This window comes from Variovorax sp. IB41 (genome assembly GCF_016405905.1).
GTDB lineage: Bacteria > Pseudomonadota > Gammaproteobacteria > Burkholderiales > Burkholderiaceae_C > Variovorax.
The window spans coordinates 12,003-26,576 of record NZ_JAEFCB010000010.1 but is presented as its reverse complement, the minus strand read 5'-3'; the positions used below and the strand labels follow the sequence as shown (position 1 = coordinate 26,576).

13 protein-coding genes are annotated in these 14,574 nt (G+C 68.7%); 11 read left to right on the top strand and 2 right to left on the bottom strand.

The annotated features are described in order from the left end of the window. The first annotated feature begins 26 nt into the window (after positions 1–26). From JC881_RS18645 to JC881_RS18625, 5 genes are read left to right on the top strand one after another with little or no spacing between them, the layout of a single operon-like run. On the top strand, positions 27–1,502 hold the full coding sequence (locus JC881_RS18645; RefSeq protein ID WP_198787201.1) for a TolC family protein: 1,476 nt from the start codon (positions 27–29) through the stop codon (positions 1,500–1,502). Position 1,503: 1 nt separating this feature from the next. Next, positions 1,504–2,883 carry a multicopper oxidase family protein gene (locus tag JC881_RS18640; RefSeq protein WP_198787200.1) on the top strand — a complete coding sequence of 460 codons (1,380 nt, stop codon included), beginning with the start codon at positions 1,504–1,506 and terminating at the stop codon, positions 2,881–2,883. A 31-nt stretch (positions 2,884–2,914) separates the two neighbouring features. Continuing rightward, positions 2,915–3,430 carry a cupredoxin domain-containing protein gene (locus tag JC881_RS18635; RefSeq protein ID WP_198787199.1) on the top strand — a complete coding sequence of 172 codons (516 nt, stop codon included), beginning with the start codon at positions 2,915–2,917 and terminating at the stop codon, positions 3,428–3,430. 27 nt (positions 3,431–3,457) lie between these two features. After that, complete coding sequence (locus JC881_RS18630) at positions 3,458–3,919, top strand: DUF411 domain-containing protein (protein WP_198787198.1); 462 nt, start codon at positions 3,458–3,460, stop codon at positions 3,917–3,919. A 12-nt stretch (positions 3,920–3,931) separates the two neighbouring features. Further along, positions 3,932–4,228 (top strand): copper-binding protein, encoded by a 297-nt coding sequence (locus tag JC881_RS18625; RefSeq protein ID WP_198787197.1) that lies wholly within the window; start codon positions 3,932–3,934, stop codon positions 4,226–4,228. On the opposite strand, the gene JC881_RS18620 is transcribed toward JC881_RS18625, so the two are convergent. Further along, positions 4,221–5,522 carry an NAD(P)/FAD-dependent oxidoreductase gene (locus JC881_RS18620; RefSeq protein ID WP_198787196.1) on the bottom strand — a complete coding sequence of 434 codons (1,302 nt, stop codon included), beginning with the start codon at positions 5,520–5,522 and terminating at the stop codon, positions 4,221–4,223. The two genes, JC881_RS18625 and JC881_RS18620, sit on opposite strands and share 8 nt — an antisense overlap. Before the next feature lie 48 nt (positions 5,523–5,570). Here JC881_RS18620 and JC881_RS18615 point away from each other — a divergent pair, with 48 nt between their 5' ends. From JC881_RS18615 to JC881_RS18595, 5 genes are read left to right on the top strand one after another with little or no spacing between them, the layout of a single operon-like run. Then, positions 5,571–6,617, top strand: a complete 1,047-nt coding sequence (locus JC881_RS18615) for a P1 family peptidase (protein WP_198787195.1) — start codon at positions 5,571–5,573, stop codon at positions 6,615–6,617. A gap of 25 nt (positions 6,618–6,642) precedes the next feature. Next, positions 6,643–8,055, top strand: coding sequence for a TAXI family TRAP transporter solute-binding subunit (locus JC881_RS18610; RefSeq protein ID WP_198787194.1), 1,413 nt, complete (start codon positions 6,643–6,645; stop codon positions 8,053–8,055). A 4-nt stretch (positions 8,056–8,059) separates the two neighbouring features. Continuing rightward, positions 8,060–9,847, top strand: coding sequence for an aminodeoxychorismate synthase component I (gene pabB / locus JC881_RS18605; protein ID WP_443083359.1), 1,788 nt, complete (start codon positions 8,060–8,062; stop codon positions 9,845–9,847). A gap of 34 nt (positions 9,848–9,881) precedes the next feature. Then, the gene (locus JC881_RS18600) at positions 9,882–10,400 is read left to right on the top strand and encodes a MerR family transcriptional regulator (protein ID WP_198787192.1); all 519 of its coding nucleotides are present in this window, start codon (positions 9,882–9,884) and stop codon (positions 10,398–10,400) included. After that, positions 10,309–10,770: a carboxymuconolactone decarboxylase family protein gene (locus JC881_RS18595; protein WP_198787191.1), complete on the top strand. Its 462-nt coding sequence runs from the start codon at positions 10,309–10,311 to the stop codon at positions 10,768–10,770. The genes JC881_RS18600 and JC881_RS18595 overlap by 92 nt, the downstream gene beginning before the upstream one ends. A 3-nt stretch (positions 10,771–10,773) precedes the next feature. Here the strand turns inward: JC881_RS18595 and ettA are convergent, their stop codons facing one another. Then, positions 10,774–12,435 carry an energy-dependent translational throttle protein EttA gene (gene ettA / locus JC881_RS18590; RefSeq protein ID WP_198787190.1) on the bottom strand — a complete coding sequence of 554 codons (1,662 nt, stop codon included), beginning with the start codon at positions 12,433–12,435 and terminating at the stop codon, positions 10,774–10,776. Positions 12,436–12,725: 290 nt separating this feature from the next. Between ettA and JC881_RS18585 the strand changes: the two genes are divergently transcribed. Continuing rightward, on the top strand, positions 12,726–14,570 hold the full coding sequence (locus JC881_RS18585; protein ID WP_198787189.1) for a DEAD/DEAH box helicase: 1,845 nt from the start codon (positions 12,726–12,728) through the stop codon (positions 14,568–14,570). Positions 14,571–14,574: the final 4 nt, after the last annotated feature.

Here is a 14,574-nt window from a genome sequence, read left to right as displayed (position 1 = left end):
GGTCGTATTGCTCATGGAGATCGAGCGTGAACCTCATTGTTCGCCGGCAGCTTGCCGGCTCCCTTCGCTATCGAAGACGTAGCGCGCTGCTCCAGCGCGCCGCCGCATTCGCCAGCGCCCTGACGCTGGCCGGATGTGCCAGCCTTTCCCCCGACGGCGGCTCGGCCGACGTGCAGGCGCTGGTCGCAGGCAATCCGCTGATGGCGGGCAGCACCGCGCAGCGCGTGCCCGACGAGGCCTCGCAGAAAAGCGTCGATGCGCTGCTCGCCAAGCCGCTCGATGCCGAGGCGGCCGTGCGCATTGCGCTCCTCAACAGCCCGCGCGTGCAGGACGCCTTCGCCACGCTGCAGCTGAGCGACGCCGACCGCGTGCAGGCCGCGAGCCTGCCGAATCCGGTGCTCTCGTTCAGCCGTTTGGCGCAAGGGCGCGAGCGCGAGTTCGAGCGGATGCTCAGCTTCAACGTGATCGGACTCGTCACGCTGCCGTGGCAGGCGCGGTGGGCCGGACAGCGGCACGAGGCCGCCAAGCTGCAGGCCGCGCAGAGCGTGCTGATGCTGGCCGCCGACACGCGCCGCGCGTGGGTGCGCGCGGTGTCGGCGCAGCAGAGCGTGGCGTACCTGCGCGATGCAAAGGAGGCCGCGGAAGCGGGTGCCGAGCTCGCGCACCGCATGGCGCAGGCCGGCAACTGGAGCGCGTTGCAGCGCACGCGCGAACAGCTGCTGCTGGCCGATGCGTCGGCGCAGCTCGCGCGCGCCGAGCAGACCGCCGTCGCCACGCGCGAGCAGCTCAATCGATTGCTCGGCCTCGGCGGTGAGCGCACCCGCCACACGCTGCCCGATCGCCTGCCTCCGCTGCCGCAGTCCGCGCCCGACCTCGGCGACGTGCAGGCGCGCGCGCTGCGCGACCGGCTCGACGTGCGTTCGGCGCAGGCGCAGAACACCGCGGTGGCCGATTCGCTCGGCCTCACGCGTGCCACCCGCGTGATCAACGCGATGGAGATCGGCGCGGTGCGCAACACCACGTTCGAGAACGACGCCGACCGCTCGCGCTCGACACAGCGCGGCTTCGAGCTGGACCTGCCGCTGCCGCTGTTCGACTGGGGCCAGGCCCGCACGGGCCGCGCAGAAGCGCAGTACATGCAGTCGGCCGCCCGCGTGCGCGATGTCGGCGTGCTGGCCGCGAGCGAGGCGCGCGAGGCCTGGCAAGGCTGGAACACGTCGTACGCATTGGCGCGCCGCTACCGCGACGAAGTGCTGCCGCTGCGCAAGAAGGTCAACGAGGAAATGGTGCTGCGCTACAACGGCATGCTCGCGAGCGTGTGGGAACTGCTCGGCGAAACGCGCGCGAGCATGCTCGTCGTCAACGCGGGCATCGAGGCGCAGCGCGATTTCTGGCTCGCCGACACCGACCTGCAACTCGCGCTCACGGGCAGTTCGCCCGGCGGCATGACGGCGCTGCAGACGGCTGCGGCCGGCGATGCACCCGCGGCGGGAGGGCACTGACATGAACCGCCGCAACTTCTTCGCAGGTGCTGCCACGGCCGTCGCCGCAACCACCGTCAGCCGCGTCGCGATGGCCGCGCTGCCCGAGCCGGTGATGCAAAGCTCGACAGCCACCGCGCCACCGCTCGCGCCCCCGAACGGCCGCCCCTACAACCCTGTCGTCACCCTCAACGGCTGGACGCTCCCTTGGCGCATGAACGCCGGCGTCAAGGAATTCCATCTAGTCGCCGAACCCGTCGTGCGCGAGATGGCGCCCGGCTTCAAGGTCAACATGTGGGGCTACAACGGCCAGTCGCCGGGCCCGACCATCGAGGTGGTCGAAGGCGACCGCGTGCGCATCTACGTGACCAACAAGTTGCCCGAGCACACGACGGTGCACTGGCACGGCCAGCGCCTGCCCAACGGGATGGACGGCGTGGGCGGCATCACGCAGCCGCACATTCCGCCGGGCAAGACCTTCGTCTACGAGTTCACCGCGCGCCGCCCCGGCACCTTCATGTACCACCCGCATGCCGACGAGATGGTGCAGATGGCGATGGGGATGATGGGCTTCTGGGTCACGCATCCGAAGGAGAGCCATCCGCTCATCGAGCCGGTGCAGCGCGACTTCTGCTTCCTGCTCGGCAGCTTCGACGTGGAGCCCGGCAGCGCCACGCCCAAGGTCAACACCATGACCGACTTCAACATCTGGAGCTTCAACAGCCGCGTGTTCCCGGGCATCGACACGCTCAATGTGCGCCGCGGCGACCGCGTGCGCATCCGCGTGGGCAACCTCACGATGACCAACCACCCGATCCACATCCACGGCCACGAGTTCGAGGTGACCGGCACCGACGGCGGCCCCGTGCCGCGCACCGCGCGCTGGCCCGAGGTGTCGGTGGACGTGGCGGTCGGCCAGATGCGGCAGATGGAATTCATCGCCGACGAGGAAGGCGACTGGTCGCTGCACTGCCACAAAGCGCACCACACGATGGGGCCGATGGGCCACGAGGTGCCGACCATGATCGGCGTCGATCACAAGGGCGTGGCCGAGAAGATCAGGAAGCTCGTGCCCGACTACATGGTGATGGGCGACAAGGGCATGGCCGATATGGGGGGCATGGAGATGCCCATTCCCGACAACACGATGCCGATGATGACCGGCGCAGGCCCGTTCGGCTCGGCAGAGATGGGCGGCATGTTCACGCTCCTGAAGGTGCGGCGCGACCAGAAGCCGGGGGACTACAAGGACCCGGGCTGGTTCAAGCACCCGGCCGGCACGGTCGCGCGCGAAGTGCCCGGCGCCGCCGTGCCACCGACCACGCGCAACGCGCCATCGCAGGACAACAGCAACAACACCGACGCCACCGTGCGCAAGCCTTCGGGCGCGCACAACCATTGACCTCATCCACTTTCATTCCGGAGTTCATCGCATGAACAAGACCCTCAAATCCATCGCCCTGTGCGTCGCGCTCGCCGCCGCTGCAACCACATCGCAGGCCCACGAAAACCACACGCCGAAACCGAAGGGTGCCGCCACGCTCGCTCCCGAACAAAAGCCCTGGGGCATCGAGGGCAAGGCGAGCGCCGTGCGCCGCACCATCGACATCGCGATGGCCGACGACATGACCTTCACGCCTTCGGTCATCGAAGTGCGCGAGGGCGACACCATCCGCCTGCGCCTGAAGAACAAGGGCAAGGAGTTGCACGAGCTCGTGCTGGGCACCGAGCTGGAGATCGCGAACCACGCGGCCATGATGAAGAAATTCCCGGACATGGAGCACGACGACCCGTGGATGGTGCACGTGCCCGCGGGCAAGACCGGCGAGATGGTCTGGAGCTTCAACCGCGCCGGCGACTTCGATTTCGCCTGCCTCGTGAAAGACCACTTCGAACTCGGCATGGCCGGCCGCATCCGCGTGCTGGCGGCCGCACCCGGCAAATCCTGAATGAACGAACAGACCAAGGAGATCACCATGCAACGACGAACCCTCTTGAAGCGCGCCGCCCCGCTGCTGGCGCTCGCATCCACCCTGCCGCTCACCGCCTTCGCAGCGGCGCCGATGGTCGAGATATGGAAAGACCCGAACTGCGGCTGCTGCCAGGACTGGGTCAAGCACCTCAACAAGAACGGCTTCGCCACGAAGGTGCACGACGAAGGCAACACGGCCGCACGCACGCGGCTCGGCGTGCCCGACAAGCTGGGCTCATGCCACACCGGCCTCGTCGGCGGCTATGCCCTCGAAGGCCATGTGCCCGCGCGCGAAGTGCAGCGCCTCCTGAGGGAAAAGCCCAAGGCCGTCGGCCTCGTGGTGCCCGGCATGCCGGTCGGCTCGCCGGGCATGGACGGTCCGGCCTACGGCGACCAACGCGATCCGTACGACGTGCTGCTCGTGCTCGCCGATGGCAGCACGCGTGTCTATCAAAGCTATCGCTGAAAGGGCAATGGCATGAAGAAACTTCTCACAGCCCTCTCCTCCGCTCTGCTTGCGGCGGCCGCTTTCGCGCAAGCCGCGCTACCCGCCGTCGAAGGCGAAGTGCGCAAGGTCGACGCCGACGCGAAGAAGATCACCCTCAAGCACGGCGACATCCCGAACCTCGAGATGACCGGCATGACGATGGTCTTTCGCGTGCAAGACCCCGAGCTGCTCGGCAAGGTGAAGCCCGGCGACAAGGTGCGCTTCACCGCGGACAAGGTCGATGGGGCGCTCACGGTGCTGTCGATAGAGCCCGAGCCGGCTAGCTGAACCGCCCCGGATCGAAAGGCGCCAGCGGCGTCTCCGGCGCGATGCCCGCGAGCAGCTGCGCTGCCAGTCGCCCCGTGCGCGCCGAGCCGCACAGGCCCACATGGCCATGGCCGAACGCGAGCACGACGTCCGCGCTCGCGGCCGAGGGCCCGATGCAGGGCAAGCCGTCGGGCATGCTGGGGCGGCGGCCGAGCCAGTGCTTGAAAGCTTTGCCGCCGCCCATTTCTGCAAGCGCGGGAAACATCGATTGCAGATGGCGATGCAGGATCTCGGCGCGGCGCCAGTCGGGCTCGGCGTCCAGTCCGCCGATCTCGACCTGGCCGGCTGCGCGCAGGCCGCCGTCCATCCAGTGCGCGATGAGCTTGCCGTCGGCCACCATCACCGGCGTGCGCGGGCCGACGACCGCGCCTTCGATCACCACGTGGTAGCCGCGCTCGGTGTCGAGTGGCACCGGGGAACCTGCGGCCGCCGCGAGCGGGCCTGAATACGCGCCGGCGCAGATGGCGGCGGCGTCGCAGGCGATGTCGCCGTAGTTCGTGCGTACCGCGCGCAACCGGCCGGCTTCGATGCGAAAGCCCGTGCCACGCGCCACGCGCCGCTCGGCACCGGCATCGACCGCATGCTGCGCCAGCGCGGCCACGTAGGCGCCCGGGTCGCGGCAGTGGCCAGCCTCGGGCACGAAGATGCCGAGCGTGTAGCGCGCATCGAGGTCGGGTTCGCGGCTTCGCAGTTCGTCGGCTGGCCACTCTTGCCATCGGACCCCCGCGCGTTCGCGCACGCGCCAAGCGAGCGCGTCGTCTTCGAACTCGGCGCGCGAGCGGTAGGCATGCAGCAGCCCGCGCTGTTCGATGAGCTGCGGCACGCCCGACTCGGCCGCGAGTTGCGCATGCAGCGCGGGCGCATCCGCCAGCAGGGTGCGCAACGCGTCGGCGGTGCGCTGCACGCGCGCCTCGGTCCAGCCCGAAGCCAGGTAGCGCAGCAGCCACGGCAGCGCATGCGGCAGGTAGCGCCAGCGCACCGCCAGCGGCCCCAGCGGATCGGCCAGCCAGCCCGGCACCTTGCGCCAGGCGCCGGGGAGCGCGGGCGGCACCACCGAATGCGACGAGAGCCAGCCCGCGTTGCCGTAGCTCGTCGCCTGCGGGCCGCCGGGCGCCTCGGGTTCCAGGAGCGTCACGCGCAGGCCCGCGCGCAGCGCCTCGATGGCCGTGGCGCAGCCGACCGCGCCCGCGCCGATCACCACCACGTGGCGGCGCGCATCGCCCTCGGGGGCGAAACTACTTCTTGCAACTGTCATGGCGCCCATCGTAGAGGCCAGAGAGGCGCGGTCCCATAATCGGCCGCCATGCCAGCCCCGTCTTCCACTTCGTCCTCCCCCGCCTCCCCCACCCCTCGCGCCGGTGCCATCACCGACGTCGCCGGCATCGAAGTCGGCCATTTTTCCGACACGCGCCGCCCCACGGGCTGCACCGTCGTCATGGCGCGCGAAGGCGCGGTGGCCGGTGTGGACGTGCGCGGCGCCGCGCCCGGCACGCGCGAGACCGACCTGCTCTCGCCCGGCAACCTGGTGCAGCAGGTGCATGCGGTGATGCTCGCGGGCGGCAGCGCCTGGGGCCTCTCGGCGGCCGAGGGCGCGATGCGCTGGCTCGAGGAGCGCAACATCGGCATGGACGTGCGCTTCGGCACCCTGCCCATCGTGCCGGCCGCGGTGCTGTTCGACCTGCCGATGGGCGATGCGCGCATCCGCCCCGACGCCGCAGCCGGCTACGCGGCCTGCGATGCCGCATCGAACGCCGCGCCCGCCGAAGGCAACGTGGGCGCCGGCAGCGGCGCGCTCGTGGGCAAGCTCTTCGGCGTGCACCGCGCGATGAAGGGCGGGATCGGCACCGCGTCGGTCACCGTCGGCGGGGTCACGGTGGGCGCGCTGATCGCGGTCAATTCGCTGGGCGACGTGATCGACCACGACACCGCGCGGCCCGTGGCCGGCGCGCGCACCGAAGACGGCACCGCCTTGCTCGACACCCGCCGCGCCCTGCTGCGCGGCGACCTGCCCAAGCCCCTGCTCGCGGGCACCAACACCACGCTGGGCGTGGTCGCGACCGACGCGGTGCTGACCAAGGTGCAGGCCAACCGCCTGGCCAACGTGGCGCACGACGGCCTGGCGCGCGCCATCAACCCCGTGCACACGATGAGCGACGGCGACACGCTGTTCGCCCTGGCCACCGGCCGCGTGCCGCTCGAAGGCAACGCGCCGGGCATGACGGTGCTCGGCACCATGGCCGCGGAGGCCGTGGCCATCGCCACGCTGCGCGCCGTGCGCGCGGCGACATCGGTAACGGTGGGCGACCTGCACATTCCCTCGGCCGCCGACCTGGCCACGCCCCGCCCCTGACGCATTCCCACAAGAAAGGACCACCATGGCGTTCCCCAGAACCCTGAAGCTGATCCTGCTGTCGATCCGCGACCTGATCGCCTCGGCCGGGCCCATCATCTTTCTGGTGATCGGTCTCCTGATCGCCGCCTACTGGTACCTGCAGCCGCAGCCGCCCAAGCACGTGACGCTGGCCACGGGCCCCACGGGCAGCGCCTATGCGGAGTTCGGCAAGCGCTATGCGACGGCGCTCAAGGCCAACGGCATCTCGGTGGAGCTCAAGCCCACCTCGGGCTCCTCCGAGAACCTGGAGCTGCTGCGCAAGGGCGGCGCCGACGTGGGCTTCGTGCGCGGCGGCAGTGCCGATCCGGTGGCCGACGAAGAGGCCGGGCTCAGCTCGCTCGGCAGCCTGTTCTTCGAGCCGATCTGGCTCTTCTACCGCGCCGACAGCGCGCACAAGGTCGACAAGAAGACCGGCACGCTCACCTCGCTCACGCAACTGCGCGGCCTGCGCGTGAACGTCGACATGCCCGGCAGCGGGCTGCCCGAGATCATGGAGCGGCTCTTCAAGGCCAACCGCCTCGGACCCGACGACGTGCTGCTGTCCAACCTCGAACAGGCCGCCGCCGCCGAGGCGTTGCAGGCGGGGCTGCTCGATGCGATCGTGCTGTCTTCCGCGCCGCAATCGCAGCAGGTGCAGCGGCTGCTGCGCGCGGGCGACATCAAGCTGATGGACTTCGGCCAGGCCGATGCCTACTCGCGGCGCTTTCCGTTTCTCTCGGCGGTGACGCTGCCGCGCGGCGTGGTCGACCTGTCGAAAGACCTGCCGCCCTCGGACGTATCGCTGCTCGCGGCCACCACCTCGCTGCTCTCGCGCGAGGAAACCCACCCGGCGCTGCGCCAGCTGTTCGCGCAATCGGCGCAGACGGTGCACAGCGGCGCGGGCTGGTTCAACCGGGCGCGCGATTTTCCGAACACGCGCACCAGCGAACTGCCGGTGAGCCCCGAGGGCGATCGCGCGATCAACGGCACGCCGCCGTTCTGGCAGCGCTACCTGCCCTTCTGGGCCAGCAACCTGGTCGAGCGCATGTGGCTGGTGCTGGGCGGCTTGCTGGTGCTGATGCTGCCGCTGAGCCGCGTGATCCCGCCGCTCTACCAGTTCCGCGTGCGGCGGCGCGTGTTCCGCTGGTATGCGCGGCTGCGCGACATCGAGGGCAAGGTCGATGCCCGGACGGGAGATCGCGACACGCTGCTCAAGGAGCTCGACGACCTCGATCGCGTGGTCAACAAGGTGGCCGTGCCGCTGTCGTATGCGGACGAGCTCTATGCGCTGCGCAACAACATCTATGCGGTGAGGAAGCGCGTGCTGGCCGGAACAGCGAAGGGCGAAGCGGCATCGGCGCCAGCGCCCGTGACGCCCGTGACGCCCGTGACGCCCAAGCCCGCGGAATCCGCCTGACGATTTGGTCTTGCAGACGCTGATCGATTTCGCCGAGCCGCGCGGCGACGGCGCGACGCGGCTGCGCTTGGCATTCGGCGCGCCTTCGCGCGTGCTCGTTGCGCGCACCGCGGAGGAAGTGAAGCCGGTGCTGGAGGCCGTCGAGGCGCTGTCGCGCGAGGGGCGCTGGTGCGTGGGTTATCTGCGCTACGAGGCGGCCGCGGCCTTCGACGCTGCGTTCGCGGTGCATGCGGGTGAAGGGCCGCTGGCGTGGTTCGGTGTGCACGACGTTGCCGTGCCGTGGCCCAATGAAGCACCCATCCATGCGCCCGCCGTCGATTGGCAAGCCGGCCTCTCACGCGCCGGCTTCGAGCGGAACATGCAGGCCATCCATCGCGCGATCGCGAACGGCGAGCTTTACCAGCTCAACTACACCGCGCCGCTGCGGGCCGAATTCACGGGCGATGCGCGCGACTGGTTCATGGCCCTGCGCCACGCGCAGCCCAACGGCTACGCCGCCTTCATCGACACCGGCGACGAGCAGGTGCTGTCGGTGTCGCCCGAACTCTTCTTCGACTGGCAGGGCGACCGCATCCTCGCGCGCCCCATGAAAGGCACCGCCCCGCGTGGCGCGACGCCCGCCGAAGACGAGGCGATGGCGCAGCGCCTTCGCACCGTGCCCAAGGAGCGCGCCGAGAACGTGATGATCGTGGACCTGATCCGCAACGATCTCTCGCGCATCGCGCAGCCCTTCTCGGTGCGCGTGCCGCGGCTCTTTCACGCCGAGGCGCTGCCCACGGTGTGGCAGATGACGTCCGACGTCGAGGCGAAGGTGCGGGACGGTATTTCGCTGGCCGATGTGTTCGCGGCGCTCTTTCCCTGCGGCTCGATCACGGGCGCGCCCAAGGTCGGCGCGATGCGCATGATCCGCGCGCTGGAGCCTGAGGCGCGCGGCGTGTACTGCGGCGCGGTCGGCGTGGTGCGACCCGGCGGGCATGCGACCTTCAACGTGCCGATCCGCACCGTGACGCTGCGCGGCACTCAGGCCCGCTGCGGCATCGGGAGTGGCATCACCGCCGATGCGCAGGCCGATGCGGAATGGGATGAGTGGCGGCACAAGCGGGCTTTTCTGGGGCAACAGCGCGCGTCTGTATCGTCTGCGGCCATGCCTTCTTTCGAATTGCTCGAAACCCTTGCGCTGGTCGGCGGCGCGTTGCGCGATGCGCCTGCGCACCTGGCGCGGATGCAGAAGGCGGCTGCGCATTTCGGCTGTCCGTGGAACGAGACGGTCGTGACGGCATGCCTTCATCGGCTGATCGACGCGCATCCAACGGGTACGTGGCGCGTTCGCCTCCTGCTCGATGCCCAAGGCCAGCCGCGCGCAGAAGCCTTCGCGATGGACGCCCCACCGTCGCGCGTGCAACTGCAGTTGGCCTCCCGCGCATTCGACGAGGCCGACAGCGAGTTCTCGCGCTTCAAGACCACGCACCGCGCGCACTACGAGGCCTTCGCGCCCATCGGGCCTGGCGTGTTCGACACGCTGCTGTGGAACCGCCACGGCGAGATCACCGAATGCACGCGCGGCAACATCGCGCTGCTGCTCGATGGCCGCTGGGTCACGCCGCCGCTGCGCTGCGGGCTGCTCGATGGCATCGGCCGCGCCAGGCGCCTGCACGACGGCCAGCTTGCCGAAGCCGTCGTGCGGGTGGACGATCTGCCCCGTGTGCAGCGCTTGGCCTTCGTCAACAGCCTGCGCGGCTGGCTCGACGCCGATCTTCTGCCTCCGCAAAAAATAGTTCGACAAAGCGCTTGACTTAGAGCGCGCTCCAACTCCGAGAATCAACGCCATGGAAACCAGCCTGACCATCGCGCAAGTCGCACAGCGCACCGGCCTCACGGCCCACACGCTGCGCTATTACGAGCGCATCGGCCTGATCGCCGCGGTGTCTCGCGCACCGGGCGGCCAGCGCCGCTACGCGGGCGCCGACATGGACTGGCTGGCCTTCCTGTTGCGCCTGCGCGAGACCGGCATGCCCATCCAGGGCATGCAGGCCTTCGCCGGGCTTCGAAGCCAGGGGGACGCCAGCGTCGGCGAACGGCGCGAGATGCTCGAGCAGCATCTCGCCGAGGTCCAGGCCCGGGTGGAAGCGCTGCAGCAATCGATGCAGGCGCTTTCGACCAAGATTGCGCACTACCGCGCGATCGAGGCCAAGGCCAGGGTCAAGACGAAGCGTCCCTCGTTGTCGGGCACTGCCCCGGAAAGAAAGACGAGCGATGACGAACACACAAGCCAACCCGACCCACAACAGCCACGACAACCTGCGCTACGAACGCGGGCTGGCCAAGCTCCAGGAAATCGACGGTGAAGGCGGCGTCAATGTGGTCAGGAGCCTGGCCGACATCGCGCCCGACTTCGCGCGCCTCTTGATCGAGTTTCCGTTCGGCGATATCTATTCGCGCCCCGGCCTGGACCTGCGCTCCCGCGAGATCGCGGTGGTGGCCGCGCTCACGGCCATGGGCAATGCGGCGCCGCAGCTGAAGGTGCACATCCAGGGCGCGCTGAACGTCGGCGTCACGCGCACCGAAGTGATCGAGATCATCATGCAGATGGCCGTGTACGCGGGCTTTCCGGCGGCGCTCAACGGCATCAGCGCGGCGCGCGAGGTGTTTGCGGCGGACGATGAAAAAAGCGCGCAGTCCCTTACGGAACCGCGCGCTTCCCTGGAAGCAGCCTGAGGCTTACTTGAGGGCTTTGTAGCGCATGCGCTTGGGCTTGGCGCCTTCTTCGCCGAGGCGCTTCTTCTTGTCGGCTTCGTACTCCTGGTAGTTGCCGTCGAAGAAGGTCCACTGGCTGTCGCCTTCGGCCGCGAGGATGTGCGTGGCGATGCGGTCGAGGAACCAGCGGTCATGGCTGATCACCATGACCGTGCCGGCGAACTCGAGCAGCGCGTCTTCCAGTGCGCGCAGGGTTTCGACGTCCAGGTCGTTCGAGGGTTCATCGAGCATCAGCACGTTGCCGCCGGCGATCAGGGTCTTGGCGAGGTGCAAACGACCGCGCTCACCGCCCGACAGCGTGCCGACCTTCTTCTGCTGGTCCGCACCGTTGAAGTTGAAGCGACCTGCATACGCACGGCTGGCCATCTGGAACTTGCCGACATTGATGATGTCCAGGCCGTTCGAGATGTCCTCCCACACGGTCTTCTGATTGGCGAGCTCGTCGCGGTGCTGGTCGACGAACGCCGCCTTGACGGTCGAGCCGATGACCACACTGCCGGCGTCCGGCTGTTCCTTGCCCGCGAGCAGCTTGAAGAGCGTCGACTTGCCGGCGCCGTTCGGGCCGATGATGCCGACGATCGCGCCCGGCGGCACGGTGAAGCTCAGGTTGTCGATCAGCATGCGGTCGCCGAAGCTCTTGCTCACGCCGTGGAACTCGAACACCTGCTGGCCCAGCCGCTCGGCCACGGGAATGAAGATTTCCTGCGTTTCGTTGCGCTTCTGGTATTCCATGTCGCTCAGCTCTTCGAAGCGGGCCAGACGCGACTTGCTCTTGGCCTGGCGTGCCTTGGGGTTCTGGCGCGACCACTCCAGTTCCTTCTTCAGTGCCTTGGCGTGGGCTTCTTCGCTCTTTTGCTCTTGCGCCAGGCGCTCGCCCTTCTGCTCGAGCCAGGTGCTGTAGTTGCCCTTCCATGGGATGCCGCGACCGCGGTCCATTTCCAGGATCCACTCGGCCGCGTTGTCGAGGAAGTAGCGATCGTGGGTGATGGCCACCACGGTGCCCGTGAAGCGCTGCAGGAACACTTCGAGCCACTCCACCGATTCGGCGTCCAGGTGGTTGGTCGGCTCGTCGAGCAGCAGCATGTCGGGCTTGCTCAGCAGGAGGCGGCACAGCGCCACGCGACGTTTTTCGCCGCCCGACAGGAGGCCGATCTTCGCGTCCCATGGCGGCAGGCGCAGGGCATCGGCGGCGATTTCCAGCTGGTGCTCGGAATCGGTGCCGGCGGTGGCGATGATCGCTTCGAGCTGGGCCTGCTCGGCGGCCAGCGCGTCGAAGTCGGCGTCTTCGGCACCGTAGGCGATGTACACCTCTTCCAGCCTCGCCTTGGCCGCGAACACCGCGCCCATGGACTCCTCGACCGATTCGCGCACCGTGTGCTCGTTGTTGAGCTTGGGCTCCTGCTCCAGATAGCCGATCGTCATCCCCGGCATGGGCAGCGCCTCGCCTTCGAACTCCTTGTCCACACCCGCCATGATCTTGAGCAGCGTGGACTTGCCCGAGCCGTTCAGGCCGAGCACGCCGATCTTGGCGCCGGGGAAGAAAGAAAGCGAAATGTCCTTCAAGAGCTGCCGCTTGGGCGGCACGGTCTTGCTGACGCGGTTCATCGAATAGACGTATTGAGCCATCTGTGGATACTTACCTTGGGTAGCGGAAATTGGGGGAAAAGCGCGGGCGCCAGAACAACGCATCCGGGCGCGGCAAACCACCGATTATCGACTCATGCGACAATAGGCACCGTTGCCGGGTCCAGTTGCCCGCAACACCGGCTCTCTGCCGGGGACGAAGAAGACCCTTCTTGCAACGGGTTTTCCGGCTCCCACCCCTGACCTTCATCTGCCTTGACTGGCTCGGCGTCAACACTAAGACGCCAAGCGGGCCGATGCCACTGCGCCGTGTATGGCGCTTATTGTTTCCAATGAATTTTGATGAACTGAAGCTGGCTCCCGCCATCTTGAAGGCTGTGCACGAGCACGGTTACGACACCCCCACCCCCATCCAGGCGCAAGCCATTCCCGCCGTTCTCGAAGGCCACGACCTGCTCGGCGGCGCCCAGACCGGCACCGGCAAGACCGCTGCCTTCACGCTGCCCATGCTGCACAAGCTCACCATGAGCCGCAGCGCCACCAACAAGTTCGGCGGCGTGGGCATCCGCGCCCTCGTGCTCACCCCCACCCGCGAACTCGCGGCCCAGGTCGAAGAGTCGGTGCGCACCTACGGCAAGTACCTGCAGCTCGACTCGACCGTGATCTTCGGCGGCGTCGGCATGAACCCGCAGATCAGCAAGCTCAAGAAGGGCGTCGACATCCTCGTGGCCACCCCCGGCCGCCTGCTCGACCTGCAGCAGCAGGGCATGCTGGACCTGAGCCAGGTGCAGATGCTGATCCTCGATGAAGCCGACCGCATGCTGGACATGGGCTTCATCCACGACGTGAAGAAGATCCTGGCGCTCGTGCCCAAGGAAAAGCAGAGCCTGCTCTTCTCGGCCACCTTCAGCGACGAAATCCGCGACCTCGCGGCCACGCTCCTGAAGAACCCGCAGAGCATCCAGGTCACGCCGCGCAACACCACGGTGCAACGCATCACCCAGGTGATCCACCCCGTGGGCCGCGGCAAGAAGAAGGCGCTGCTCGCGCACATCATCAACGAGAACAAGTGGAGCCAGGTGCTCGTGTTCACGCGCACCAAGTTCGGCGCCAACAGCGTGGCCGAATTCTTGACCAAGAACGGCATCGAGGCGATGGCGCTGCACGGCAACAAGAGCCAGAGCGCCCGCACGCAGGCGCTGGCCGGCTTCAAGAGCGGCGACATCCGCGCGCTGGTGGCCACCGACATCGCCGCCCGCGGCATCGACATCGACGAGCTGCCGCACGTGGTGAACTACGAAATCCCGAACGTCAGCGAAGACTACGTGCACCGCATCGGCCGCACCGGCCGCGCCGGTTCGAGCGGCGAGGCCGTGAGCTTCGTGTGCCTGGACGAAGAAGGCTTCATGCAGGAAATCGAACGCTTCACCAAGCAGACGATTCCGGTGCAGATCGTCGAGGGCTTCGCGCCCGAAGACGGCGAACGTGCCGAGCCGATCGCCATGGGTCGCCAGACGATCTGGGGCGGTGCGGGTCGTCCGCCGAGCCGCGACGTGATGCAGGCGGCCGCCAAGGCCGCGCGCACCGAGATGCTCTCGCGCATTCGCGAGAACAAGGCCGGCCAGGGCGGCGGTGAGCGCGCCGGCGGCGGTGGCGGCGGCAACGGCGGCGGCCAACGCCGCGGTGGCGGCCAGGGCGGTGGCGGCGGCGGCGGTGGTGGCGGTCAGGGCCGCAACGCCAATGGCGGCGGCCAGGGCCAAGGCCCGCGCGGCCAGGGCGCACGCGCACCGCAAGGCCGCGGTCCGCAAGGTCCGGCACGCACGCCGCACCATGCACCCCAGCATCAACAACAGAACCACCTGCCGCACGACGAGCGCCAACCGCGCCATCACGGCAACAGCCACAGCCCGACGCAAGCCAACCAGGTCGCGCACCTGCGCGCCGAAGCGGTCGCCGGTGGCGGTGACGGCCAGCCGGATCCGTTGCGCACGAGCGTGGACCACATGGGTGGCGGACGCGGTCGCGGCCGCCCGGGTGGCGGTGGTGGCGGCTATGGCGGCAATCGCTCGGGCGGCGGTGGCCGTTCGGGTGGCGGCGGCGGTGGTTACGGCGGTGGCGGCGGTGGCGGTGGCAACCGTTCCGGCGGTGGCGGCGGTGGCCGTTCGTTCGGGCGCTGAACGC